This window comes from Isoptericola sediminis (assembly GCF_013085345.1).
Classification (GTDB): domain Bacteria; phylum Actinomycetota; class Actinomycetes; order Actinomycetales; family Cellulomonadaceae; genus Isoptericola; species Isoptericola sediminis.
The window spans coordinates 98,022-122,157 of record NZ_JABFAJ010000024.1 but is presented as its reverse complement, the minus strand read 5'-3'; the positions used below and the strand labels follow the sequence as shown (position 1 = coordinate 122,157).

The following is a 24,136-nucleotide window of genomic DNA, read 5'->3' as shown; positions in this document are numbered from 1 at the left end:
CGTGGTGGCACCACGGCCCGTCGCGAGAGGTCAGGACGTCAGGAGTCGAGTGCGCCCTCGATGTCCGAGATCATCTTGTCCCAGGCCTTGGCCGGGTCGGCCTTGCCGGAGATGATGTTGGCCTCGGTGACGCCCCAGAAGGCCCACACGGAACCCATCTCGGGGATGGACGGCATCGGCACGGCCTCGGCGCCGACCTCACGGAAGCCCGCCACGATCGGGTCCGACGACGCGGCGTCCGCGGCGGCGGTGAGCGCCGGCGGGCGGCCGCCGGCCTCGAACAGCGCGGTCTGCGCCTCCTCGGTGGACAGGTAGTTCACGAGGAAGTCGTTGGCCAGCAGAGCGTTCTCGCTCTGGGCGCTGACGTAGAAGCCCTGCACGCCGACGAACGGCTGCGCGGCCTCGTCACCCGCGGCCGGGATCGGGTCGATCGCCAGGTCCAGGTCGGCGAACTGCTCGAGCATCCACGGACCGCCCACGATGAACGGCGACTGGCCCTTGGCGAAGGCCTCGACGGCGATGTCGTAGGTGATGTCGGTGGTCAGCGTGCCGGCCTCGCCCTGCTCGGCGAGCCACTCGGCGTAGGCCGTGCCCGCGTCGCCACCCATGGCGAGCTCCGGGGAGTAGGAACCGTCCTCGTTCTGCTCGAACACGGGAGCGCCGAACGACGTCTGGAACGGGTAGTAGGTGTACGGGTCACCCTCGGTCCCGGTCTGGATGAGGAACGGGTACTTGGTGTCCGCGTCCTCGCCCATCGAGATGGCGTCGTCCCACGTGGCGGGGGCGCTGTCGGCCAGCTCGGTGTTGCGGATCAGGGCGATGTTCTCGATCGCGTACGGCATGCCGTAGACCGCGCCGTCGGCGGTGAAGGCCTCGACGGCGACGTCCTCGAACCCGTCGGCGGTGGCGCCGAGCTCGACCGGGGCGACGACCCCGTTGGTGATGAGCTCGCCGAGCCAGTCGTGGGCACCGACGGTGACGTCCGGGCCCTCGCCCGTCGGCACCTGGGCGATGAAGTCGGAACGGATGTCCTCGAAGTTCTTCAGGACGATCTCGACCTCGGCGCCGGTCTCGGACTCGAACGCCTCGGCGGCGGACTCGACCGCGGTCTCGCGCGTCTCGTCGACCCAGACGGTCAGCGAGCCGGTCGCCTCGGTGGCCTCGGCCGTGCTCTCCTCGGTGCCCTCGGTGGTGTCACCGGCGTCCTCGGACGACCCGCACGCCGACAGGGCGAGGGTCGTCACCAGGGCGGACGCGATAAGGATGCTCCGTCGCATCGTCATTCTCCCAGCATCTTTCGGGGTGGTGGCCCGCCGGCATGCACGCCGGTGGGCCCTGCTGGAGGATGAATCTAGGACAGGATGTTCGCGATTTGCAAGATGTTGCAATAACGTTTCTGCAACCGACGATCCACCGCAGCGTCCGACCCGCGGTCGCCCGAGGACGAGGAGGTCCCGTGTCCCTTACGATCGCAGGCGTGCGCACCCGACTGAGCGACCTGGCCGACCAGGCCGGGGTCTCCACCGCGACCGTGTCGCGCGTGCTCAACGGGAAGCCCGGTGTCGCCAGCTCCACCCGCCAGGCCGTGCTGGCCGCCCTGGACGTGCTGGGCTACGAACGCCCCTCCGCGCTGGCCGGCCGGTCCGCCGGTCTCGTCGGCCTCGTGGTGCCCGAGCTCACCAACCCCGTCTTCCCGGCGTTCGCCCAGGCGGTGGAGTCCATCCTCGCCCAGCGGGGCTACACGCCGCTGCTGTGCACCCAGGCCCCCGGCGGCACCACCGAGGACGAGTACGTCTCGACGCTCGTGGACCACTCCGTCGACGGCATCATCTTCATCTCCGGCCTGCACGCCGACACCCGCGCCAACCACTCGCGCTACGAGCTGCTGCGCGGCCAGGGCGTGCCCATCGTGCTCGTCAACGGCTACGCACCGGGCATCGACGCCCCGTTCGTCTCCCCCGACGACGCCGAGAGCATCGACGTCGCGGTCCAGCACCTGGTCACGCTGGGGCACCGGCGCATCGGCCTGGCCATCGGCCCCGAACGGTACGTGCCCGCCCAGCGCAAGGCGGCGGCGTTCGCCGCGGCTCTCGTCCGGCACGGGCTGGCCGCCGACGAGGCCGCGGCCCGGGCGCACGTGGTCAACACGCTGTACACCCTCGAGGGCGGGCAGGCCGCGGCCGCCGAGCTCTACACCTCGGGACACACGGCCGTGGTGTGCGGCTCGGACCTCATGGCCCTCGGTGCCGTCCGGGCGGCCCGCGCCCAGGGCCTGAAGGTCCCCGACGACGTCTCCGTCGTGGGCTACGACGACGCCCCGCTCATCGCCTTCACCGAGCCCCCGCTGACGACCGTGCGCCAGCCCGTCGACGCGATGGCCGACGCCGCCGTCAGCGCCCTGCTCACCGAGATCGGCGGGGACCGCGCCCCGCGCACGGAGCTGCTGTTCTCCCCCGAGCTCGTCGTCCGGGGCTCGACGGGCCCCGCGCCGCGCGACTGAACCAGCACCCGCGCGGCTTGCCGTCCGAGCGCGCGCGTCGCAGGCTGAGGGCGCACCGCGACACCCCCGCGACCCCGCCGGTCGGCGATTCCTGCAAGAATCTTGCAGAGACCCTTACACTCGACCGCCGTACCCCCACCGACCACTGCTGAGGTTCTTCATGGCCACCACCGAGCCGACCATCCCGACCACGGAGCCCCTGTCGACGGGCGCCACGGTCCACGTCGGGTCCGAGACCGCCCGCGAATGGTGGCGTGACGCCGTCATCTACCAGGTCTACCCGCGCTCCTTCGCCGACGGCAACGGCGACGGCATCGGCGACATCCCGGGCATCACGTCCCGCCTGGACCACCTGCAGACCCTCGGCGTCGACGCCGTGTGGCTGTCCCCGTTCTACCGGTCCCCCCAGAAGGACGCCGGCTACGACGTCGCCGACTACCGCGACGTCGACCCGCTGTTCGGCACCCTGGCCGACTTCGACGCGATGCTCGCCGGCGCCCACGCCCGCGGCATGCGCGTCATCGTCGACCTCGTGCCCAACCACACCTCCGACCAGCACGTCTGGTTCCAGCAGGCGCTGGCCTCCGCCCCGGGCTCGCCGGAGCGGGCGCGGTACATCTTCCGCGACGGTCGCGGCCCGGCCGGCGAGGAGCCGCCGAACAACTGGCACTCGATCTTCGGCGGCCCGGCCTGGACGCGCCTCGAGCCCCGCGAGGACGACGGCCCCCTCGGCCCGCAGTGGTACCTGCACCTGTTCGACTCCACCCAGCCCGACCTCGACTGGGACCACCCCGAGGTGCGCACCGAGTTCACCGACGTGCTGCGGTTCTGGCTGGACAAGGGCGTCGACGGCTTCCGCGTCGACGTCGCCCACGGCCTGGTGAAGGCCGACGGGCTGCCCGACTGGCACGGTCACGTGTCCATGGTCGACGGCGGCACCTCCGACGACGCCGAGGACGACCCGGGCGCCCCGGAGGACGGCTCCACCGGCGCCGGCAACCAGGGCCCGATGTTCGACCAGGACGGCGTGCACGAGATCTACCGGACCTGGCACGACGTGCTCGCCGAGTACGACGGCGACCGCTGCCTCGTCGCCGAGGCCTGGGTGGAGCCGCTGTCCCGCCTGGCGCGGTACGTGCGCCCGGACGAGATGCACCAGGCCTTCAACTTCTCGTTCCTGACCACCGCGTGGGACGCCGCCGCCCTGCGTCGCGTCGTCGCGGCGTCGTACCAGGCCAACGACGAGGTCGGCGCGCCCACCACGTGGGTGCTGTCGAACCACGACGTGGTGCGTCACGTCACCCGGCTCGGCCTGCCCGACGTCGGGGTGCGGCCCAACGGCGTCTTCGCCACGGACCCCCAGCCCGACGAGGAGCTCGGCCTGCGCCGCGGACGCGCCGCCACGCTGCTCATGCTAGGCCTGCCCGGCTCGGCGTACCTGTACCAGGGCGAGGAGCTCGGCCTGCCCGAGCATACCACGATGCCGAACGAGGTGCGCCAGGACCCGGCCCACTTCCGGACGCACGGTTCCGAGGCCGGCCGTGACGGCTGCCGCGTGCCCCTGCCCTGGCACGCCGACGCCCCGGGCTTCGGCTTCGGCCCGGCGGGCGAGCCCTGGCTGCCCCAGCCGGCGTCGTACGCGCGCTACGCCGCCGACGTCCAGGAAGGCGTCGAGGGCTCGACGTTCGAGCTGTACCGGGCGGCCCTGGCCACCCGGCGCGCCGAGGGCATCGGGCACGGCGGCATGGCGTGGCTGGAGGCGTGGGAGGACTCCGCCGACGTCGTCGCCTTCCGCAACGGCGACGTCGTCGTCATGGCGAACCTCGGCACCGCGCCGGTCGCCCTGCCCGTGGGCGCCGAGGTGCTGCTGACCTCCGGTCCGGTGACCGACGAGCTGCCCGCCGACACCACGGTCTGGCTGCGCGCCTGACCTCACCGCTGTGGGCATGAGATCTGCCGTCCGGGGTCACCCCCGGGCGGCAGATTTCATGCCCACAGGCGTAACGAATTCCCCCGGGGGTATGGCTTAGGCTCGTCCCCGATGGGTACCACCGGGTCGTCGCATCAGGTTCGCGTGCTGCGCGGTGCCGTCGCCGCGACCGTCGCGACGGGGGTCGCGCTGGCGTCGCACGTCGCCGGCGGCGCTCCCGTGCCCGGTTGGCTCGGCGTCGTCGCACCGTGGGCGATCACGGTGTGGCTCTCCACCCTGCTGGCGGGGCGCCACGTCGCCCGCTGGCGCACGGCCTCCTCGGTCGTCGTCGGACAGGTGCTGTTCCACACCCTCTTCGTGCTCGGCACCCCCGTCGGGGCGCCCGCCGCCTCCGACCCCCACGCCGGCCACGCCGTGCTGACGCCGTTCACGCCGACGTCGGCCACCGTCGACCTGCTCCAGGCCGACGCACGCATGGGGGGCTGGCACGCTGCGGCGGCCGTCGCCACCGCCGCCCTGCTGTACCGCGGCGAGCTGCTCCTCCACCGGCTGCTCCGCGCCGCCGGCACGGTCGTCACACGCCTGGCACCACCGCGCCTTGTCGTCCCCGCCGCGGCCATCGAGGTCCCGACGGCGCCCGCCCTCGTCCCGGTCCGGTACCACCGGCCGGCACGTCCACGTCCTCAGCTGCGCCCGCTCCAACGGCGTGGCCCTCCCGCCCTCTCAGCGTCCTGACCCCCTGTCCCGGGTCCGTCCGACGACGGACCCCGGTCGCGCCGCGCCCGCACTGCCGTGCGGCGGCGCCGGCGCGCCCGACGCCAGAGAACCTGAGAGGCACCCTGTGACCACCCGACGCACCACCACGACGCTCACCCTCCTGCTCGCCGCCGGCTCCCTGGGCCTGGCGGGCTGCGCGACCCAGGACGCCGCCGCGCCCACGACGGCGGACACGACCGCCGCCGACGCGGTGTCGATTGACGACGCCTGGGTCAAGGCCGCGGACGCGGGCATGACCGCCGGCTTCGGCGAGATCACCAACGACGGGGAGGCTGAGCTGACGATCGTGTCGGCCTCCACCGAGGCCGCGGCCATGACCGAGCTGCACGAGACCGCCGCCGACGCCTCGGGCGAGATGTCCATGGCCGAGGTCGAGGGCGGGTTCGTCGTCCCGGCCGGCGAGACCCTCGTCCTCGAACCGGGCGGGCACCACCTCATGCTCATGGACCTGACCGACCCGATCCGGGCCGGCGACGAGGTGACGTTCACGCTGACGTTCGGCGACGGCTCGACGGCCGAGCTGACAGCGCCGGTCAAGGACTTCACCGGCGCCGAGGAGAGCTACGACGGCACCTCCGGCGCGGAGCACGAGGACTCCTGATGGCGGCGTCCGACGAGGGCGCCCGCGGTCGGACCGGGTCGACCCGGCGGCAGTTCCTCCTCGGAGGTGCTGCCGCCGGGTTCGGCGCGGTCGCCGCGCTGAGCGCCGAGCACACCCTCGACCGACCCGCCGCCGGGGCGGAGCCCGCTCCCCTGCACGGCACCGAGACGGTCCCGTTCCACGGAGCCCACCAGGCCGGCATCGCCACCGACGCCCAGGCGTACGCCACGTTCGTCGCCCTGGACCTGCACGACGGCGTCGACCGCGAGGCGCTGGGGCGCCTGATGCGCGTCCTGTCCGACGACGCCGCCCGCCTCACCCAGGGCGAGGCCGCGCTGGCGGACACCGAGCCGGAGCTCGCCGTCGTGCCGGCACGGCTCACGGTCACCTTCGGGTTCGGTCCGCGGTTCGTGGAACGCGCCGGCGGCGAGGCGCCGTCGTGGCTGCACCCGCTGCCCGCGTTCGCCGTCGACCGGCTGGAGCCCGGCTTCAGCGACGGAGACATGCTGCTGCAGGTCGCCGCCGACGACCAGCTCACCGTGTCCCACGCGACGCGGATGCTGCTCAAGGACGCCCGCGGGTTCGCCGACGTGCGCTGGACCCAGCGCGGGTTCCGGCGCGCCCACGGGTCGGTCGCGCCCGGGACGACGATGCGCAACCTCTTCGGTCAGGTCGACGGCACCGCGAACCCGGTGCCGGGCACGCCCGACTTCGACGAGGTCGTGTGGGCCACCGAGGGCTGGATGGCCGGCGGGACGAGCGCCGTCGTCCGGCGCATCCACATGGACCTCGACGAGTGGGACACGGTCGGACGGGCCGGCCGGGAGCAGGCGGTGGGCCGCACCCAGGCGTCCGGCGCCCCGCTGACCGGCACCGCGGAGCACGACGAGCCGGACTTCACCGCGCGGACCGACGCCGGCTTCTCCGTGATCCCGGAATTCTCGCACGTGCGGCGAGCCCGCGGCGTCGACGAGGGCCGGCACGACCGGATCTTCCGGCGCGGCTATAACTACGACGACACCCCGTCCGGGGACCACGTGTCGGACGCGGGGCTGATCTTCGCCTGCTTCCAGGCCGATGTGGACCGGCAGTTCACACCGATGCAGCGACGGCTCGCCGAGCTGGACCTGCTCAACCGGTGGACGACGCCGATCGGGTCGTCGGTGTTCGCGATCCCGCCGGGGTGCGAGCCGGGCGGGTTCGTCGGCGACACCCTGCTCACCTAGCCGTTGTGGGCATGAAATCTGCGGCCCAAGACCGTGCCGGAACCGCAAATTTCATGCCCACAACGGGACGCGGGGTGGTCAGCCGCCGGAGACGCTGAGCTCGGCCTCGCGCAGCTTCGCCTCGAACGCGGCGTCGAGCTCGCGCGAGTCCAGCCAGCCGTACGGCAGGTGCGGCTTCTTCGGCGAGCCGGCACGACCGCGCGGACCCTCTGCGTCCTCGCCCGGGTACGGCAGGTCGAGGTCGAGGCCGTCGAGCCGCTCGCGCAGCTCGGCGAGCGTGGAGACCATCGCCAGCCCGCGGCGGGCGTCTCCGCCGACGGCGTACCCCTTGAGGTACCAGGCCATGTGCTTGCGCAGGTCGCGCATGCCCTTGTCCTCGTCGCCGTCGTAGTACTCGATCATGAGCTCGCCGTGGCGGTAGATCGTGTCGGCGACCGCGCGCAGACCGGGCCGCACCCGCGCGTCGGACCCGTTGAACGCGGCCGCGAGGTCGGCGAACAGCCACGGGCGCCCCTGGCAGCCACGGCCCACGACGACGCCGTCGGCACCGGTCTCGCGCACCATCCGGACGGCGTCCTCGGCGGCCCAGATGTCGCCGTTGCCCAGCACGGGCACGGTCCGCACGGCCTCCTTGAGGCGCGCGACAGCGGTCCAGTCGGCGGTACCGGAGTAGTGCTGGGCGGCCGTGCGGGCGTGCAGCGCGACGGCTGCCGCGCCAAGGGACTCGGCGGTGCGCCCGGCCTCGAGGTAGGTCAGATGGTCGTCGTCGATGCCCTTGCGCATCTTGACGGTCACCGGGATGCCGTGCGGCTCGGCCGCCTGGACGGCGGCACGCACGATGCCGGCGAACAGCTCGCGCTTCCAGGGCACGGCCGCGCCGCCGCCCTTGCGCGTCACCTTGGGCACCGGGCAGCCGAAGTTGAGGTCGATGTGGTCGGCACGGTCCTCGGTGGCGATGATCCGCACGGCCTCGCCGACGGTCGCCGGGTCGACGCCGTAGACCTGCGCCGAGCGCGGCGTCTCGTCCTCGCCGAAGGTCACGATGCGCAGGGCCTCGGTGTTGCGCTCGACGAGCGCCCGCGAGGTCACCATCTCGGCCACGTACAGGCCGGGGTCGTACCCGGTCGACTCCCCCGCCTGGCGGCACAGGGTGCGGAAGGCGCGGTTGGTCACCCCGGCCATGGGGGCCAGCACCACCGGGGTGTCCACGGTGAGGGGCCCGATCTGCAGGGGCGGCAGCACACGGCTGCCCGCCGCCGGAGCGTCCGGGGCGGGCGCGGGCTGCAGCGGCGTGCGGGCGGGGTCGAACACGGAAGTCACGTCGGACATTGTCCCACCGGCGCTGCACGAGCCGCTGTGACCTCCACTACCGCGCGGATCAGAGACGCGCCAGTGTGACGCTCGTCACATTCGGGCCCTTTCGAGTCGCGAACTTTTTCACCCGCTGCCAATGTGGCACCACCTCGACGAAAGGAAAGACATGGCCCTCTGGCTGATTATCCTCATTGCCGGTCTCATCTCGCTGATCCTCGGTCTGACCGTCCTCGGGCAGACCTTCGTCTGGATCGGTGTGGTCGCCATGGTCGTCGGAGTCGTGCTGGTGCTCATGAACAAGGGCAAGAAGAAGGTCGCCTGACCATCGGGCGGGAAGGAAGGACCCTTCTCGCCCGCCGTCAGGCACGGCATCTGTTCATGCCATTGTCATCCCGCTGTCGGGGCCCAAGAATGCCTCGGCACATGAAGGAGGAATTGTGCCTCTCTGGCTCATCCTGATCATCATCGGCGTCGTGCTCCTGATCCTCGGACTCAGCGGCATCGCGGAGATCCTGCTCTGGATCGGCGTCGCCATCCTGGTCGTCAGCCTGGTTCTGGCGCTGATGAACCGCGCGAAATCCTGAACTCCCCTCTGGGTTGGTGTACCCGCTGACGCGGGAGCAGTAAGGGGGCCGTCCCCACCGGGACGGCCCCCTTACTGCTGTGCGCGCACGAGTGCGCCGGGATCAGGAGACGCCGGGCATCTTCTCGGCGAGGTAGCCGGCGACCTTGTCCAGCGACACCCGCTCCTGGGCCATCGTGTCGCGGTGACGGATCGTCACAGCCTGGTCCTCGAGCGTGTCGAAGTCGACGGTGACGCAGTACGGCGTGCCGATCTCGTCCTGACGGCGGTACCGCTTGCCGATCGCCTGGGTGATGTCGTGGTCGACGTTCCAGTACTGGCGCAGTTCCTCGGCCAGCTTCTCCGCCGTCGGCAGCAGCTCGGAGCTCTTGGACAGCGGCAGCACGGCCGCCTTGACCGGGGCCAGGCGCTCGTCAAGCCGCAGCACCGTGCGCTTGTCGACGCCACCCTTGGTGTTCGGGGCCTCGTCCTCGGAGTAGGCCTCGATGAGGAACGCCATGAGGGAGCGGGTCAGTCCGGCGGCCGGCTCGATGACGTACGGAAAGTACTTCTCGTTGGTCACCGGGTCGCGGTACATCAGGTCCTTGCCGGAGTGCTCCGCGTGCGTGGACAGGTCGAAGTCCGTCCGGTTCGCGATGCCCTCGAGCTCGCCCCACTCGCCGCCGGTGAATCCGAAGCGGTACTCGATGTCCACGGTGCGCGTGGAGTAGTGCGACAGCTTGTCGGCCGGGTGCTCGTACAGCCGCAGGTTCTCCGGGTCGATGCCCAGACCCGTGTACCAGGCCATGCGGGTGTCGATCCAGTACTGGTGCCACTCGGCGTCGCTGCCCGGCTCGACGAAGAACTCCATCTCCATCTGCTCGAACTCGCGGGTGCGGAAGATGAAGTTGCCCGGCGTGATCTCGTTGCGGAACGACTTGCCGATCTGGGCGATGCCGAACGGCGGCTTCTGCCGCGCGGCGGCAGCCACGTTGGCGAAGTTCACGAAGATGCCCTGGGCCGTCTCCGGGCGAAGGTAGTGCCGGCCGGACTCGTCCTCGACGGGGCCGAGGTAGGTCTTGAGCATCATGTTGAAGTCGCGCGGCTCGGTCCACTCACCGCGGGTGCCGCAGCTCGGGCAGGCGACCTCGGCGAGGCCGCCCTCGGGCGCACGGCCCTTGCGCTCCTCGAACTCCTCGATCATCTGGTCCTCGCGGAACCGCTTGTGGCAGCTCAGGCACTCGGTCAGCGGGTCGGTGAAGGCGCCGAGGTGGCCGGAGGCCTCCCAGACCGGCGTCGGCAGGATGACCGACGAGTCCAGGCCGACCACGTCGGGCCGACGGGTCATGGCCTTCCACCACTGCTTCTTGATGTTCTCCTTGAGCTCGACGCCCAGCGGGCCGTAGTCCCACGCGGAGCGGGTACCGCCGTAGATCTCGCCGGACTGGAAGACGAATCCCCGGCGCTTGGCGAGGGAGACGACGGCGTCGAGCTTGGCGTGCGCGGACGGTGCTGCCACGGATCACTCCTGGGTGTCGACCCCGCCGGTGGCTCCGGCGGGGCGTACGTTCACGGTGGGGTCGGCACCACGGCGGGGGCGCCAGTGGTCCAGCGTACCCGTCCACTACCGCTAGGTATGTTCGGCCACCTGCAGTACCCAGCATGTCATCACGCTCCCCCTTCAGCCTCAGCCGGTCCACCTACGCTCCGGGAGGCACACCAAACGCCAAAGGCATCGACGACGGCGATACGCCCTGCGCGAGAGTCGCGGATTACGACGAGACCCAACCGCGCGGGCACGACGCTCCTATTGCTAAACCATGATATCCGATCCGCCCGGCACGTTCGCGCAACATACCTTAACCGAGATATTTTTGACGCAACATGAACCCGATCCCCTCGGCTTAATTGCAGGCCTGCACCTCCGGGTCAGCGCTCACACTATTCCTTCGCTTAAACAATTGGCGGCGGATTCGATCACTGCACAAGTGCGATCAAAGCTGCGCCCGCACAACAAGCGCCACCAAGCAACAAGCCAATCGCGGTCCGTGCTGCTGAAAACAGGTCTTTTCGCGCGAATGGTGCGGAAGGGTCATAGTAGCGCCGGATGAGCGGGTAGAGTGCAATAGCAGTCACCACAAAGGCGAGTCCCAGCCATAATGCGAGCATTATCGCATCGTCCTCCGGAACAGCCAAGCCAGCGGCCAGACTCATCATCATCCCAAACCCGCCAAGCGCGAGACTCCCCGATCGGAAAAACTCCCGGAGGAATCTTGGATAGGCCTCGGACATTCCTACGAAGTGGGTTAGCCAGGTCCCGTTCATTACGACCGCGAGAAGAGAGATCGCTCCAAGGAAGCCCAGGAGCGCCCTCACGAGATCCAACCATTCAATGCGTTCAATCCGGCAAACCCTTGTCCCGTCAGACGAACTGCAGTCTGATCCGGGCGGAACCGAAATGCCGCATTGAGAGACAAGCTGAACTCCGCATTAAGGTCAGAGGTCCTGCGAGCAAAGCCCGCCAACCCTGAATGTCGCCCCATGCGCAGAATGTCGGCTCTTCGAATCGTTCGAACGCCTGGAATTCGATTCAAGACCGCATCGGTCGAGGTCTTCCTCGCAGCAGTTACCCAACTTTGGTCGCCACGATAAGCCTGAACTGCATTCGAGGTCGCCCCGACGACAACTGCGGCGACACCGACAGCTCCACACACGCCTGCGGTTGCCAAGATACAGGCACCCATCGCCGCGACACCCGCAACTTTTGCTGCGACAACCAACCCATCCTTAACCTCATCCGACTTAATCCACTCATTCACGTCCCCAAGGAAGTCCTTTGGCGATTCCTTCTCCTCAGACCGACGGTTCTTGCCTCTCTCTCGGGCCTTTGCGCGCTCGTTGTGCTTCTTGTAGGTAGCGTTGACCTGAACATCGGCGTAGGAGCGCGTTGGGCGTGATGTGAAGTACTGCACGGCGCGGGCGGTGTAGTTGTAGCGGACCCGCACAATCTTTCCCTTGCGTTCTTCCCGCTTGACGCACGAGTTCGCCTTCGAGCAGGGGTCGCCGCCCTTCTTGTCCGTCCTCGGGTTGTAGCCCGTGTGGCCGGCCCCCATGGGGAGCTCGCCCGTCGGGTCCGCCCACGTGACGGGGTTGTTGTTCCCGTAGGTGTAGGCCGCCCACTGCTGAGGGTCGGACAGGTCCATCACCGGGTCGACGCTGATGAACTTGCCCAGCTCCGGGTCGTAGTAGCGCGCTCCGATCGCCACCAGCCCTGTGGAGTCCGTCGGCTTGTCCAGGAACCCGTGGTCTCCCGTCCAGGACGCCTGCGGTCCACGATCCTCTCCGAACGGTGTGGTGTAGCGGCGCACCATCGTGCTGGACGACTGGTCCACCTGCACCGCCCCGGTGCCGTGATGGTCGGAGACGATCGTGGTCATCCCGGACGGACCGCCGGCGGTACGCACCCCGACGGTGTTGCCCTCGAAGGAGTAGTACCGCTTGGCCGTCATGCTCGACCCGGCCAGCGTCACCTCCTGACCACCCGGCAGGTACAGCGTCGTGGTTCCGCCCTCGGTGCGCAGCAGTCGCTCGCCGTCGGCGGTGTACACGTACTCGCCGACGGTCGTCGAGCCCTCCTTGACCGTGGACAGCTCACCCTCCGGATCCCATGTCAGCGTCTGGGCAGCGCGGCCCGCAGCATCGCGGGTCGTCATGTTCCCCGCCTCGTCGTAGGCGTACGAGGACGTACCGGCATCCGTTCCGGTGGCCGTCACTTGCGTCACGGCATGAGGTCGAGCGCTACCGGCGGCCGGGTAGTTGTAGGTGCTCGTCGTCGTGCCCGAGCCCCTCTCCACCAGCTCCGTCCGGTTGCCGACCGCATCGAAGGAGTACGAGTTCCAGTACTTCGCCGCTCCACCGAGGGCAGTGGCCGACCGCGCCGTCGCGCAGTCGCCCGACGACGGCGTCCATGCCTCCGTCATCCGCCGCAGCCCGTCATAGGCGAAGCATTGCACGTCACTGGTGCTGCCATCGGGGGTGTCAGCAACCTTGAGCACATTGCCGGCATCGTCGTAGGAGTAGGCCGCGTCGTAGTCGTAGCCGCTCTGCCCCCCACGCTGGACCCAGGAGGTCTCGAGCCGGCGGGTGCCCTCGGCGAACTGCTGGTGCCACATGACCGAGTAGTTCGATCCCAGGTCGGCGCGCAGGAGCTCCCCGTACGGCGAGTGGTCGCTGCCGGCGACGACCGCACCGAACGGAGCGTTGTAGGGCTTGAACACCGTCCCCATGCGATGAGCCTGGTTCGCCTCGTCATAGAAGGTGTTCACCTCCTCTGCCGGGAGGTTTCCGGCGGCCGGGAAGAGGATCTGCTCGATGCGCCCGTCGTCGGTATAGCTGTAATCGGTGGTGTACGAACCGGACAGGTTCCCGTGGCCGTCCGGCACCGTGACGGTCTGTCCCAGCGGCCGGTAGCCGTCGTCGTAGTCCGTGACGGCCACCGTGTACGTCTCGCCGTCGGCGATGCGCTCGGACCGGGTGAGCTGACCCTTGACGAGGGTGTCGTACACCCAGCGGGCGCGCACAGCCCCGGTCGGTGAGTCGTCACGCATCGTGGTCTGTCGGCCCAGGTTGTCGTACGTGTAGGCCAGCGTCTCGCCGCGGGCGTCGGTGGTCGTGACCAGCTGGCCGGCCGCGTCGTAGGTGCTGGACGTCGTGCCCTTGTCCGGGTCGGACGAGGCGGTCTGGCGCCCGCGCAGGTCGTAGGTGTAGGTCCAGTCGTTGCCGGCGGGGTCGGTCACACCGACCATGCGACCGCCGGCGTCGTAGTCATACGTCGTGTCCTGGGACGAACCGGTGGGGTTGTGGCCCAGGAACTCCCGCAGCGTCGTCGTGTTGCCCCGGACGTCGACGAACGTCGTCGTCGCCGTCCCTCCCGACGGCGGGTCGACCGTGACGCGGTCGCCGCCGTAGGTCGTCTCCGTGCGCCACTCCTCGACCTCGTGCACGCGGAAGATCTCGCTCACCGCTCGGCCGGCGCCGTCGTACTCGGTCACCGTCGACCCGGGAACGGTCGACGTCGTCGTCACCGGTGTGGTGCTGGGCGAACCGGTCGTGAACCACGGACGGTTGGTCACCTCGACCAGGCCCCGGGAGTCGTAGAACACGTCCGTGACGATACGTCCCGGGTTGTTCTTGTCCGCCGACGGTGACTGCGTCTGCCTCTGGCGGAGCATGCCGTCGTAGAGCACCGTGGACGTCTGGTAGGCCGACGCGTCGTGGTTGAGCACGGAGGTCGTGACGGCGTTCTGCCCGTTCGACCGCACCGCGTAGGCGTACTTCATGGTGGGGGTGTCCGTGCCCTGCGTGCGCCCAGGCAACCACACCTGCGTCAGCCGGCCCAGGGCGTCGTAGGTGCCGGTGGCGACCTTGCCGGCAGCGTCGGTGACCTTGGTGGGCGTACCCCAGGCCGGGTCGACCTCTGCGGCGGTCACGTGGGCCGACAACGAGCCGGAACCATCGGGGTCCGGCGACGTGGTCGTCACCTTCGTCGTCAGGCCCTCGGTGTCCGTGTAGGCCGTCGTGGACTTGCGGCCCAGGGCGTCCTCGCTGCTCGTCACCCGACCGAACGTGTCGTAGCCGAGCTTCGAGACGGTCTGGTAGACGGGTGAGCCCGACGCATAGCGGTCGACCTCTTCCTGGCGGGTCATCCTCGCCTTGGTCGGCGCAGCACCCACCGCCTGGCCGTCGTAGGCGAACCGCTGGTCCGAGACCACGTCGGCGGGACGTGACGGGGTCGCGCTGCACTTCACCGAGACGGTCTCGGTCCGCTGGACCGGCTCGAGGATGTTCTTGGCCGTGTTGCGTGCGTACCAGGTCCGGGTGCAGACGTCGTCGGCCGCAGTCGCGGCGTCCCCGGTGTCGCTGACGCTGACGGGCATGCCGTAGGTGTCGTCGAACTCGGTGGTGACCTCCGAGGTGCGCACACCCCCCGAGGCCAACGTCGTCTCGGTCGTCGTCTGCTTGATGCCGACGTGGAACGCCTTCTCGCCGTCCGCGTCGGTGGCCGTCGCCGGCGACCGCCACGGGACGTTCTTGGTGCGCTCCACTACGTCAGAGCCGTCGTACACGATCGACTCACGCAACATCCCGGCGAACTGGTCCCGGTCGGTGATGCCGTCGACCGTCACGGACTTGCTGCCGCCAGAGGCCGTCCGGTCACCGTCCATGCCCCGGAAGTACCGGTAGCGGGTGCGGGTCTGCGGCTGGCCCGGGGCCTCCGGGTCACCTGCCCGGACGTCGACCGTCTGGTAACCGCGCCACTGCCCCCACGTACGGCGCTTCTTGGGCACCAGCGGGTTGTCGTCGTAGTGCCACGCCGGCGACCCGACGTAGGAGTAGGTGCTGACCACCGGGTCGGAGGTGCCGTCCTGGGCGTTCTCCGTCACGGCCGTGACCAGATACTTGTGGAAGTACTCGAGCTCCGGCTCGGTCGCCCCTTCCGGCGACCACCACACGGGCATGCACCGCTGGTCGTTCGTCGCCGGCTCGCTCGGCACGGACGTCGGGGTGCAGTCCCCCGTACCGGTGTACGAGATCGACGTGACTGACCCGGACTCCGACTGGATCGAGCTCATGCGGTACCGGTTCATCGCCAAGCGTCCGTCGTCCCGCGAGTCCACACGGTTGGCCATCTGGACACCGGTGAACGTCGTGGCCGGCAGCGTGACGGTCGTGCCACTGCCGACACCGAGGTGCTGGACCTTGTCGAGCCACAGGGTCGCGTTCGACCCGTCACCCGGGTCCGGCTGCGTGTGGGTCAGGTCCCAGCGGTCCACGTCACGCCAGGCGCCCGAGCTGGTGCGCAGCTGGGTCGTGATCTTCGAGATGCGACGGTGCGAGAAGAAGGCCGGCGAGGTGACATCCGGACATGACGTCGTCGAGTCGCAGACGAGGTCGGTCGGGACGTCGGGCCACTTCGAGGGGTTGTCGGGAGCGGACGCCCAGTCACAACCGGTGCTGTCGAGGCAGCGCTCCGAGCGCGTGACCCACACCCGTGCCGGAACCGTGCCCCCGACGTCCGAGCCCGTGCGCGTCCCGAAGTCGATCCGGCTCAGCACACCACCACTCACGTACGACTGAGTCCCGGCATTGTTGTTGTAGCCGTAGCGGTTCCACTCGCGCTGGTACTGCAGCGTCATCGAGTTCCCGGAGGTGTCCACGACGTAGTCGAGGTTCCACCGCCAGATCTGGGTGCACTTCGAGGAGGCGAAGGACGTGTTGTAGCAGGGTTCGCCCGGGTGGTTGCCGTAGACCGGCACCGTCCAGTCGGAGTACGCCTTGCCGTCGGTCGAGGATCGCTTGCCCCGCCCGAACCAGTACTGGGTCCCGTCGGACGTCGTGACCTTCCAGTACTCCTTGTCGTTGTCCCCGTTCCAGCCGCCCGTGAGCTTCTCGACCTTCGTGTTGTCGTCGCTCTCCAGCCGCCACGTGCCCGACGACCCGTCACGGATGAGCTCGTTGGCCTGGCCGTTCAGCACCAGGGTGGCGTTGTCGTCGAACCAGCACAGGTCACCCGTCTCGTGACTGGCGTTGTTCGGCTCCTTGCCGTCGACCGGGTCGGTGTCCTCCGAGCACGAGGCGTACTTGCGCTCCACGTAGCCACCACCCGTGAGGCTCCACCCGTCACCGACCGGCCCCGACTGGTTGTTCGTCGACGCGACCCGCCCGTCGAGGGAACCGGAGTCGTAGGACAGTGCCAGATCCGGCTGCAGACCTCCCGGGGTGGAGGGCACCCGCAGCGGATAGCTCCACGAGAAGCTGCCCGACTGCGTCGAGACGTCCCACGACGCCGAGGGGCTCAGCGGGGTCGCTGCCCAGTCCCCGCTCGAGCCCGAGGGTCCGGCGGACAGGGCCATCACCGTCATGGTCGTGGTCGTGCTCGACGACAGCGACAGGGACTGCTGGTCGCTGCTGAACAGCGTCAGGGGCTCCTGCTCGGTGACAACCGGCTCATCGGATGTCTCGAGATCCACCGTGGCCGTGAAGGTGCGTGACTCGGCGTCCACCACCGCGTCCTCCACCACGGTCTGCGTCGAGCACTCCGGCTTCGCGGGAGTCTGCAGAGCACACGCAGGAAGCTCCACGACACGGGCACGCTGCCAGAAGTCCCCGCCCATGTCACCGAGCGCAGCGGCGTCCACCGTCAGCTCGACCCGGCCGCCGTGGTTCGGCTTGCCTGCCTCCCGCTTCCCCTGGGCCTGCGCGCCGACGAGCAGGTGAACACCCGCCGCGCGCGCCTGGTCGCTGCTCGCCGTCTCCACGACGAGATCGGGAGCGGCGGACCGGGCGACCTTGTCCTTCGCCCGCACCTGGATCGGCACGCCACCGGCCTGGGCCTTCGCGCTCCCCTTGCCGGGCACGGCGACGTCGGCCCGACCGCCGGCGATGTCCTTGCCGGCGAGTACCTCGGCGGCATGGGCTGTCGCCCACTCGGTGGTGCCCTCGACGTCCGCCTGGTCGGTCAGCGGGACGGGATCGGCGTCGGTGGACGTGACCGGGTCGACCTTGTCAGGGTCTCCCCACAGCTCTTCCCCGTAGGCGGCACGCTCGGCGAGCGTCCATCCCTCTCGCTCGGCCAGTGAAGGCCCGTCGTCCTCACCCGGTTGCGCCGCTGCCGGCAAGCCGGTGCCGACCAGCACCAGACACAACCCGAGACCCAGCCACCGTCCACGCGATCCCAACCGACCCATCTCCGCCCACCCTCGCCAATCCCTCATCCATTACGTTTCTCGTGCCAGTTACAGGAACCTCTACGGCATCGCCGTCTAACCCCCGCAGATTCGAGAGACGGCATCTGCATCGAGAGCCTGGTCATAGATGCGGACGTCGTCGACCATTCCGTCCCAGAACTCGCTTGCCGACCCGCCGACCTTGGCGCGGCCAATCTGCAGGCTTCCGCCAGCGGTCCACTCGGTACTCGTCGGTTCGAAGCTCGTCGTTCCGACAAGCTCGGCCTTGAAGCCTGTGTCGCTGTAATTGCACACGTAGAGCTTCATCTGAGTCGTCGCGGCGTCGTACACGCCGGTGAGTCGCGTGGGTTCCGCGGTGCGGACCGGTAGCGTCGACGTCACGGCAGTTTCCGGCGCGCCTTCGTCGGCGTACATGAGAAAGGCCCAGCAGCCTTGGATCGCCTCGGCCGAACACTCGGACCCGACGTCGAGATAGCCCAGCTTGAAGGCGCTCCCGGTTGCGGCGTCCTGGCTGACAGCCATTCGATGTCCGAGGTTCACCGCACCTGGCATCACCATGGCAGACACGGTGTAACTCTCGGACGGGTCAAGCACGATCTCGGTCGACCGAGCCCACGTCTCGGCGGTACCACCGAAGTCCAGAGCGCTGCCCGATCCGTTGTACCCGTATGGGAGCCACGGCGCCGACACGGTCAGGTCATGACCGCCAGGGCCGCCTTCCAGCGCCCCGGAATCCGCGGCAACGGTCCCCGAGCCTTCGTCGAAGTTCCACCAGATCGCCGATGGCTGGTCCACACTGAAGCGGTAGACCAATGGGTCGCCCGACTTATAGCCGGCCTTGTCCTCCGCCTGCACGTACAGCACGTGGGACCCGGTGCGTTGCGGCGTGAAGGAGATCGTGCCCGTCCCGCCGGACGCCGTCACGGAGTCCTGCATGGCGTCGGAGTCGAACGAGTACCAGTACTTCACCACGTCGCCCGAACCCGCGTCGTCGAAGGTGAAGGAACCCGCCACACCGGCGCCGCCGCCCACGGCGTCACGGCCGTACACGCTCGACGTCGCCGTCGGCGTCGCCGGCGGGGTCACGTCCGGCCGGAAGTAGCAGTTCGCACCCGACCAGTCGGAGATCTTGCCGTCGCTGTCCTTGGCCCGAGCGCTCCACCAGTAGACCTTCTCGGACTGCAGCTTGCCAGACGCCACCTTCTTGGTGTGGGTCTGTCCCGAAGCTTGCTCGCTCGTCCAGGCCGAGTTGTAGACCTCACTGCCGCCGGACTGGACGGCCCGGAACTCCATGCCGACCTTCTGCCCGTCCGGATCGGTGCCCTTGGCCTGAAGAGTCGGCTCCAGCGTCCGGACGTCCAGCGGGTTGCTGCTCGAGGCGCACGTGGACAGACCCTCGGTGGTCATGGACGAGCTCGACGGCACGTCAGGAGCGCGGTTGAAGACGATGGTCAGCTTGGCGGTATCCGCCTGATACCGCTTCCAGTGCGTCATCGTCGACTCGTCGACCGCCCTCATCCCGAGCGCGACCCAGGACTGGTCCCGGCTCGTGGAGGTCTTGGTGCGCGCGGTGACGTCCCAGACGATCCGCCGCTTGTTGTCGCACGCGGCCTTGTGCGAGACGGTTTTGACCTCCTGCACTCCCATCCAGTCCGGCTGGTTGTTCCAGGTGACGGTGTTGTCGACGTCGTCGATGCCGTTCACCTTGACGTCCCGCGGCGTGCAGTCCCACGAGTGCGTGCCGTAGACGCTGAAGTCGGCGCTGATGATGTCCGCGCTGTCGAGGTTCTTCAGGAGAACCCCGTCAGACCCGTACCGCAGCGCACTGAAACGCCACAGGAGGCGGTGCTTGCTGTCCTGGTCACACGAGGACACCCACGACGCGTCGCAGAACCCGAGGCCCTGGTCGTCACCGTTCTTCCAGACGTTCCCCGTGGGCCACGCGGAGCGGATCGTCCCCCATCGTGTCGGGCTGTCCGCACCGATGCTGGGGTCGAGGTACAGCGGGAACTCCAGCTCGGGATCGGCAAGGACGGCGGCATCCGGACGGACGGTGACGACACCGTCCCCGACCGTGACGTCCATCAGCTCGACCCGGTCCCCGGTGGCCGGTGCTCCCTCTCGGTCGGCGACGGCGGCATCGGCAGCCTTGTCAGCCCGTGTGGTCAGCTCGGCCGTGGCATCCGACCCACCGCTCGACGGGTGGGCGTCAGTGCTCGAGTCAGTCCCGGACGTCGGGCCCTCGGCGGTGCCGACCTCGTCCCAGTCGAGCCCGCCGGCCGAGTCCCACATCACGACCGGGTTCGACTCGAAGGCCACCTTGCCGGCGTCGTTGCGGACCTGGAAGCCCACCGCGCTCGCTTCCACGGAGAGCCCCGGCGACGTCTCCATCCTGAACTGGAGGTCCAGCCCGGGCGCCGCCCCCGGGCCGTCGACGAGCAGGTCGTTCTAGAGGTGGTCCAGGGCAGCCCGGTCCTCGACCCGGACCACGGGCGTGACGATCGTCCCGTCGGTGTTGACATCGACGGTCAGTGAGACACCGTCACCGAAGTCATAGGACACACGGTCATCGCTCAGTGCGGCGTCAGCCGTGACCGGCAGGGACTCGGAATGCATGCTGACGCGCTCGTCGGGGTGCCCGATCATCGCCAGCGGCAGGTCGGCTCCGGCGTCTCCACCGGGGTTGAGCCACATCGGCTCCACGCCTCCGGTGACCGGGAGCATGCCGGCGGGGACGCCCTCGACCTCACCCGCGGCCACCGGGGTGGCAAGAACCTCGACGGCGACCGGTGCCCAGCGCCCGTCACCGTCGGAGTCCTGACGCACGGCTCTCGCCGACGTCTCGAGGACGACTGCACCGTCAGGGCGCACGTATGACGTGGCCCACTCGGTCAACGCGTCCGTGATGATTACGTCATACCCGCATGTTGCTGCGAGGGACGCGGCGGCAGCGTCGGTAGCCGCCTCCGCGGCGCACGACGCCTCGCTGACGAGCGCGGACGAGGAGTCCGCACCTCCTAGACCAGCAGCGACGCCGGGGAGCGCCGCCAGCACGAGGGCCAGGCCCACCGACGTCGTTGCCCGAGAAGGGGTCAACCGCAAATAACTCATCGCACACATACCTCGTCAAACCTCGCCCAGTTGTATGGCTAAACCTTGACCACAGGCTTGACCCAGTCAACGTTCAGGTAGACATCGTGACCTCTTCGTGACAGAAGTCACGACCACCCCGGATCGACCGTTCTGCCCGATCGGCAGAATTCAGCGCCCCGGGCCACCGGCCCTGATCTTGACTTTCGTTCTCAACTACGGTGAGAATCGTTCTCATGACTCGTCGTGCCACCCTCGGCCTCGCCGCCGCGCTCCCCCTCAGCCTCGTCCTCGCCTCCTGCGCCACGGACGGAGGCTCGGGCGCCACGGATGGAGGCTCGGGCGACGGCGACGGCGTCCAGGTCCTCGCCTCCTTCTACCCGCTGCAGTACGTGGCGGAGCAGGTCGGCGGCGACCTCGTGAACGTCGAGAACCTCACGCCCCCGGCCGCCGAGCCGCACGACCTCGAGCTCGCCCCCGCGCAGGTGCGCGCCGTCGGCACGGCGGACGTCGTTGTGTACCAGTCGGGCTTCCAGCCGGCCGTCGACGAGGCCGTCGAGTCCCGCGCACCGGAGCACGTGGTGGACGCCGCCGAGATGGTCGAGCTCGAGGAGAGCCCGGGCACGATCGAGGACGGCCACGAGGGCGAGACCGCCGAGGAGCACGCCGAGCACGCGGACGAGGAGGAGGAGCACGCCGAGGACGACGGCCACGGCCACGGCCCCCTCGACCCGCACTTCTGGCTCGACCCGACCCTCCTCGAGCCGGTCGCGGACGCCGTCGCCGAGCAGCTCGCCGCAGCCGACCCCGACAACGCCGACACCTACGCGGCCAACGCCGAGGCGCTGCAGGGCACGCTCGACGACCTGGACGCCGATTTCGCCACCGCCCTCGAACCGTGCGCGGGCGAGACGCTCGTGACGAGCCACGCCGCCTTCGGGTACCTCGCGGAGCGCTACGGCCTGACGCAGGTCGGCGTCGCCGAGATCGACCCCGAGACCGAGCCGTCCCCCGCACGGCTGCGCGAGATCGGTGAGGTCGTCGAGCACGAGGGCGTGCAGACGCTCTTCACCGAGACCCTCACCAGCCCCAAGGTCACCGAGACGCTCGCCGCCGACCTCGGCGTCGGCACCGCGGTCCTCAACCCCCTGGAGGGCCTCACCACGGAGGAGGTCGACGCCGGTGCCGACTACGTTGATGTCATGACCGAGAACCTCGCGACCCTCCGCGACGGCCTGGGGTGTGCATGACGGCCCCCGCGATCGACGTCCGCGACCTGCACGTCCACCTCGGCGCCAGCCACGTGCTGCGCGGGGTGGACCTGCGCGTCGACCCCGGCGAGGTCGTCGCCCTGCTCGGTGCCAACGGGTCGGGCAAGTCCACCCTGGTCCGCACCGTCGTCGGCGTGCTGGAACCCACCCGCGGCGAGGTCGACCTGCTCGGCCACCGGCGCGGGTCCGACGTCCCCTGGGACCGCATCGGCTACGTGCCGCAGCGGGTCAGCGCAGCCGCCGGCGTGCCCTCGACCGCCGCCGAGGTCGTGGCCTCCGGGCTGCTGCACCGGGGTCGCCTCACCCTGCCACGCGGCTGGCGACGCCAGGCGCGCGAGGCGCTGGCCCAGGTCGGTCTGGCCGACCGCGCCGACGACGCCACGAACCGGCTCTCCGGCGGCCAGCAGCAGCGGGTCCTCATCGCCCGGGCGCTGGTGCGCAGCCCCGAGGTGCTGGTCCTGGACGAACCCGTCGCCGGCGTCGACCGGCCCAGCCAGGAGGCGTTCGCCGCCACCATGGCCCGACTCGTCGACGACGGCCTGACCGTCCTGGTGGTGCTGCACGAGCTCGGCGAGCTCGCGGGGCTCATCAGCCGGGCGGTCGTGCTGCGTCACGGACGCGTCGTGCACGACGGCGCTCCCCCGCGCCCGCACGGCGAGCACGGCACGGAAGGGCACGAGCACATCCACCCTCACACCTCCGAGGTGCCCGCCGTCAGCGGATCCGGGCTCGGCCTGACCGACACCCCGTTCGAGAGCGAGCAGGAGGCGCGGCCGTGACCGAGATCGCCTTCATGCTCACCGACCCCCTCATGCAGCGCGCCCTGCTGGCCGCCCTGCTCGTCGGCGCGGCCGCCCCGGTGGTCGGCACCTACCTCGTCCAGCGACGCCTCGCCCTGCTCGGCGACGGCATCGGCCACGTCGCCCTGACCGGCGTCGCCCTCGGCTGGCTCATCGGGTCGGCCATGGGTCTGGCGCCCAACGACGTGCTGGCCATCCCGGGCGCCGTCGTCGCCGCCGTCATCGGCTCGGTCCTCATCGAGGTCGTCCGACGCCGCGGGCGCACCTCCGGCGACCTGGCGCTGGCGATCATGTTCTACGGCGGCATCGCGGGCGGTGTGCTGATCATCGGCATCGCGGGCGGGTCGTCCGGCAGCCTCATGTCGTACCTGTTCGGGTCGATCTCGACGGTCACGACCACCGACCTCGTCCTCACCGTGGTCCTGTGCCTGCTGATCCTCGTGCTCGGCGTCGGGCTGCGTCCCGCGTTGTTCTCGGTCAGCCACGACGAGGAGTTCGCGATCTCCTCCGGCCTGCCCGTCTGGGCGCTCAACATGGCGGTCGCGGTCCTGGCGGCCCTGACCGTCACCGTGGCGATGCGGGTGGTGGGGCTGCTGCTCGTCTCGGCCCTGATGATCGTGCCCGTGGCGATCGGGCAGCTCGTGACACACTCCTTCCGCCGCACCATGGCCGTCGGCTCGGTCACGGGCGTGGCGGTGTGCGTCACCGGGCTCAGCATCACCTACTGGTACCCGCTGTCCCCCGGTGCCCTCATCGTGGTGCTCGCGATCGGCGTCTACGCCCTGGTCGCGGGGCTGCACCCGCTGCTCGCCCGTCGCCGTCCCGCCGGCGACCCGCACCCCGACATCCCCGACGACGTCCAGGTGGCCGCCCGGACGTCCGCGCAAGGAGACTGCGAATGAACACACCGCTGCGCATGACCAAGCAGCGGGCAGCCGTCGCCGAGGCGCTCGACGCCAGCGACGAGTTCCGCAGCGCGCAGCAGCTGCACGAGCTGCTGCGCGACCGCGGTGACGCCGTCGGCCTCGCCACGGTCTACCGGACGCTGCAGGCGCTCGCCGACGGCGGCGACGTCGACGTGCTACGCACGGACGACGGCGAGGCGCTGTACCGCCGCTGCGCCCGCACCGAGCACCACCACCACCTGGTGTGCCGCTCGTGCGGCCGAGCCGTCGAGATCGACGGCCCCACGGTCGAGGCCTGGGCCGCCGAGGTCGGCGCCTCCCAGGGCTTCTCGGACATCGACCACACGATCGAGCTCTGGGGCACCTGCGCCGACTGCCGCGCACTGTGACGTAGTCGACTAAGGACAGGCATA

Annotated in this window: 18 protein-coding genes; 11 read left to right on the top strand and 7 right to left on the bottom strand. The window is 69.8% G+C overall.

Annotated features, from left to right (window positions below; genetic code table 11):
- Nucleotides 1-38 precede the first annotated feature (38 nt).
- Nucleotides 39-1,277: a sugar ABC transporter substrate-binding protein gene (locus HLI28_RS12930; protein WP_171248311.1), complete on the bottom strand. Its 1,239-nt coding sequence runs from the start codon at nucleotides 1,275-1,277 to the stop codon at nucleotides 39-41.
- 200 nt (nucleotides 1,278-1,477) lie between these two features.
- Here HLI28_RS12930 and HLI28_RS12925 point away from each other — a divergent pair, with 200 nt between their 5' ends.
- From HLI28_RS12925 to HLI28_RS12905, 5 genes are all read left to right on the top strand, one after another.
- The gene (locus HLI28_RS12925; protein WP_343035830.1) at nucleotides 1,478-2,500 is read left to right on the top strand and encodes a LacI family DNA-binding transcriptional regulator; all 1,023 of its coding nucleotides are present in this window, start codon (nucleotides 1,478-1,480) and stop codon (nucleotides 2,498-2,500) included.
- Between the two features lie 160 nt (nucleotides 2,501-2,660).
- Nucleotides 2,661-4,430, top strand: coding sequence for a glycoside hydrolase family 13 protein (locus HLI28_RS12920; protein ID WP_171247978.1), 1,770 nt, complete (start codon nucleotides 2,661-2,663; stop codon nucleotides 4,428-4,430).
- A gap of 111 nt (nucleotides 4,431-4,541) precedes the next feature.
- A complete protein-coding gene (locus HLI28_RS12915) occupies nucleotides 4,542-5,165 on the top strand; it encodes a hypothetical protein (protein WP_171247977.1) in 624 nt (207 codons plus the stop codon).
- 106 nt (nucleotides 5,166-5,271) lie between these two features.
- Entirely contained in the window at nucleotides 5,272-5,808 is a 537-nt protein-coding gene (locus tag HLI28_RS12910; protein WP_171247976.1) for a copper chaperone PCu(A)C domain-containing protein, read from the top strand.
- Nucleotides 5,808-7,034, top strand: coding sequence for a Dyp-type peroxidase (locus HLI28_RS12905; RefSeq protein ID WP_171247975.1), 1,227 nt, complete (start codon nucleotides 5,808-5,810; stop codon nucleotides 7,032-7,034). The genes HLI28_RS12910 and HLI28_RS12905 overlap by 1 nt, the downstream gene beginning before the upstream one ends.
- 78 nt (nucleotides 7,035-7,112) lie before the next feature.
- Here the strand turns inward: HLI28_RS12905 and dusB are convergent, their stop codons facing one another.
- Entirely contained in the window at nucleotides 7,113-8,363 is a 1,251-nt protein-coding gene (dusB, locus tag HLI28_RS12900; protein ID WP_171247974.1) for a tRNA dihydrouridine synthase DusB, read from the bottom strand.
- 151 nt (nucleotides 8,364-8,514) lie between these two features.
- Here dusB and HLI28_RS12895 point away from each other — a divergent pair, with 151 nt between their 5' ends.
- A complete protein-coding gene (locus tag HLI28_RS12895) occupies nucleotides 8,515-8,670 on the top strand; it encodes a hypothetical protein (RefSeq protein WP_171247973.1) in 156 nt (51 codons plus the stop codon).
- A 115-nt stretch (nucleotides 8,671-8,785) separates the two neighbouring features.
- Complete coding sequence (locus tag HLI28_RS12890) at nucleotides 8,786-8,932, top strand: hypothetical protein (protein WP_171247972.1); 147 nt, start codon at nucleotides 8,786-8,788, stop codon at nucleotides 8,930-8,932.
- A gap of 102 nt (nucleotides 8,933-9,034) precedes the next feature.
- On the opposite strand, the gene HLI28_RS12885 is transcribed toward HLI28_RS12890, so the two are convergent.
- The 5 genes from HLI28_RS12885 to HLI28_RS12865 all read right to left on the bottom strand — a co-directional run bounded on the left by HLI28_RS12885 (nucleotide 9,035) and on the right by HLI28_RS12865 (nucleotide 20,711).
- Nucleotides 9,035-10,429 carry a glycine--tRNA ligase gene (locus tag HLI28_RS12885; protein WP_171247971.1) on the bottom strand — a complete coding sequence of 465 codons (1,395 nt, stop codon included), beginning with the start codon at nucleotides 10,427-10,429 and terminating at the stop codon, nucleotides 9,035-9,037.
- A gap of 458 nt (nucleotides 10,430-10,887) precedes the next feature.
- A complete protein-coding gene (locus HLI28_RS12880; RefSeq protein WP_171247970.1) occupies nucleotides 10,888-11,286 on the bottom strand; it encodes a hypothetical protein in 399 nt (132 codons plus the stop codon).
- Complete coding sequence (locus tag HLI28_RS12875) at nucleotides 11,283-17,648, bottom strand: RHS repeat-associated core domain-containing protein (RefSeq protein ID WP_171247969.1); 6,366 nt, start codon at nucleotides 17,646-17,648, stop codon at nucleotides 11,283-11,285. The genes HLI28_RS12880 and HLI28_RS12875 overlap by 4 nt, the downstream gene beginning before the upstream one ends.
- Before the next feature lie 84 nt (nucleotides 17,649-17,732).
- A complete protein-coding gene (locus HLI28_RS12870; RefSeq protein WP_171247968.1) occupies nucleotides 17,733-20,048 on the bottom strand; it encodes a LamG-like jellyroll fold domain-containing protein in 2,316 nt (771 codons plus the stop codon).
- A 57-nt stretch (nucleotides 20,049-20,105) separates the two neighbouring features.
- On the bottom strand, nucleotides 20,106-20,711 hold the full coding sequence (locus tag HLI28_RS12865) for a hypothetical protein (protein WP_171247967.1): 606 nt from the start codon (nucleotides 20,709-20,711) through the stop codon (nucleotides 20,106-20,108).
- A 272-nt stretch (nucleotides 20,712-20,983) separates the two neighbouring features.
- Here HLI28_RS12865 and HLI28_RS12860 point away from each other — a divergent pair, with 272 nt between their 5' ends.
- The 4 genes from HLI28_RS12860 to HLI28_RS12845 are packed head-to-tail and all read left to right on the top strand — an operon-like array spanning nucleotide 20,984 to nucleotide 24,112.
- Nucleotides 20,984-21,997, top strand: a complete 1,014-nt coding sequence (locus tag HLI28_RS12860) for a metal ABC transporter solute-binding protein, Zn/Mn family (protein ID WP_171247966.1) — start codon at nucleotides 20,984-20,986, stop codon at nucleotides 21,995-21,997.
- Complete coding sequence (locus HLI28_RS12855) at nucleotides 21,994-22,797, top strand: metal ABC transporter ATP-binding protein (RefSeq protein WP_171247965.1); 804 nt, start codon at nucleotides 21,994-21,996, stop codon at nucleotides 22,795-22,797. Before HLI28_RS12860 ends, HLI28_RS12855 begins: the two co-directional genes overlap by 4 nt.
- A gap of 14 nt (nucleotides 22,798-22,811) precedes the next feature.
- Entirely contained in the window at nucleotides 22,812-23,720 is a 909-nt protein-coding gene (locus HLI28_RS12850) for a metal ABC transporter permease (protein ID WP_171248310.1), read from the top strand.
- Nucleotides 23,717-24,112, top strand: coding sequence for a Fur family transcriptional regulator (locus HLI28_RS12845; RefSeq protein ID WP_171247964.1), 396 nt, complete (start codon nucleotides 23,717-23,719; stop codon nucleotides 24,110-24,112). The genes HLI28_RS12850 and HLI28_RS12845 overlap by 4 nt, the downstream gene beginning before the upstream one ends.
- The last annotated feature ends 24 nt before the right edge of the window (nucleotides 24,113-24,136 follow it).

Excerpts from the sequence above, each read along its gene's own strand:
- HLI28_RS12930 (WP_171248311.1), bottom strand. The coding sequence starts at position 1,277 with ATGCGACGGAGCATCCTTATCGCGTCCGCCCTGGTGACGACCCTCGCC.
- HLI28_RS12920 (WP_171247978.1), top strand. The coding sequence starts at position 2,661 with ATGGCCACCACCGAGCCGACCATCCCGACCACGGAGCCCCTGTCGACG.
- HLI28_RS12915 (WP_171247977.1), top strand. The coding sequence starts at position 4,542 with ATGGGTACCACCGGGTCGTCGCATCAGGTTCGCGTGCTGCGCGGTGCC.
- HLI28_RS12905 (WP_171247975.1), top strand. The coding sequence starts at position 5,808 with ATGGCGGCGTCCGACGAGGGCGCCCGCGGTCGGACCGGGTCGACCCGG.
- dusB (WP_171247974.1), bottom strand. The coding sequence starts at position 8,363 with ATGTCCGACGTGACTTCCGTGTTCGACCCCGCCCGCACGCCGCTGCAG.
- HLI28_RS12895 (WP_171247973.1), top strand. The coding sequence starts at position 8,515 with ATGGCCCTCTGGCTGATTATCCTCATTGCCGGTCTCATCTCGCTGATC.
- HLI28_RS12870 (WP_171247968.1), bottom strand. The coding sequence starts at position 20,048 with ATGGAGACGTCGCCGGGGCTCTCCGTGGAAGCGAGCGCGGTGGGCTTC.
- HLI28_RS12860 (WP_171247966.1), top strand. The coding sequence starts at position 20,984 with ATGACTCGTCGTGCCACCCTCGGCCTCGCCGCCGCGCTCCCCCTCAGC.
- HLI28_RS12855 (WP_171247965.1), top strand. The coding sequence starts at position 21,994 with ATGACGGCCCCCGCGATCGACGTCCGCGACCTGCACGTCCACCTCGGC.
- HLI28_RS12850 (WP_171248310.1), top strand. The coding sequence starts at position 22,812 with ATGCTCACCGACCCCCTCATGCAGCGCGCCCTGCTGGCCGCCCTGCTC.
- HLI28_RS12845 (WP_171247964.1), top strand. The coding sequence starts at position 23,717 with ATGAACACACCGCTGCGCATGACCAAGCAGCGGGCAGCCGTCGCCGAG.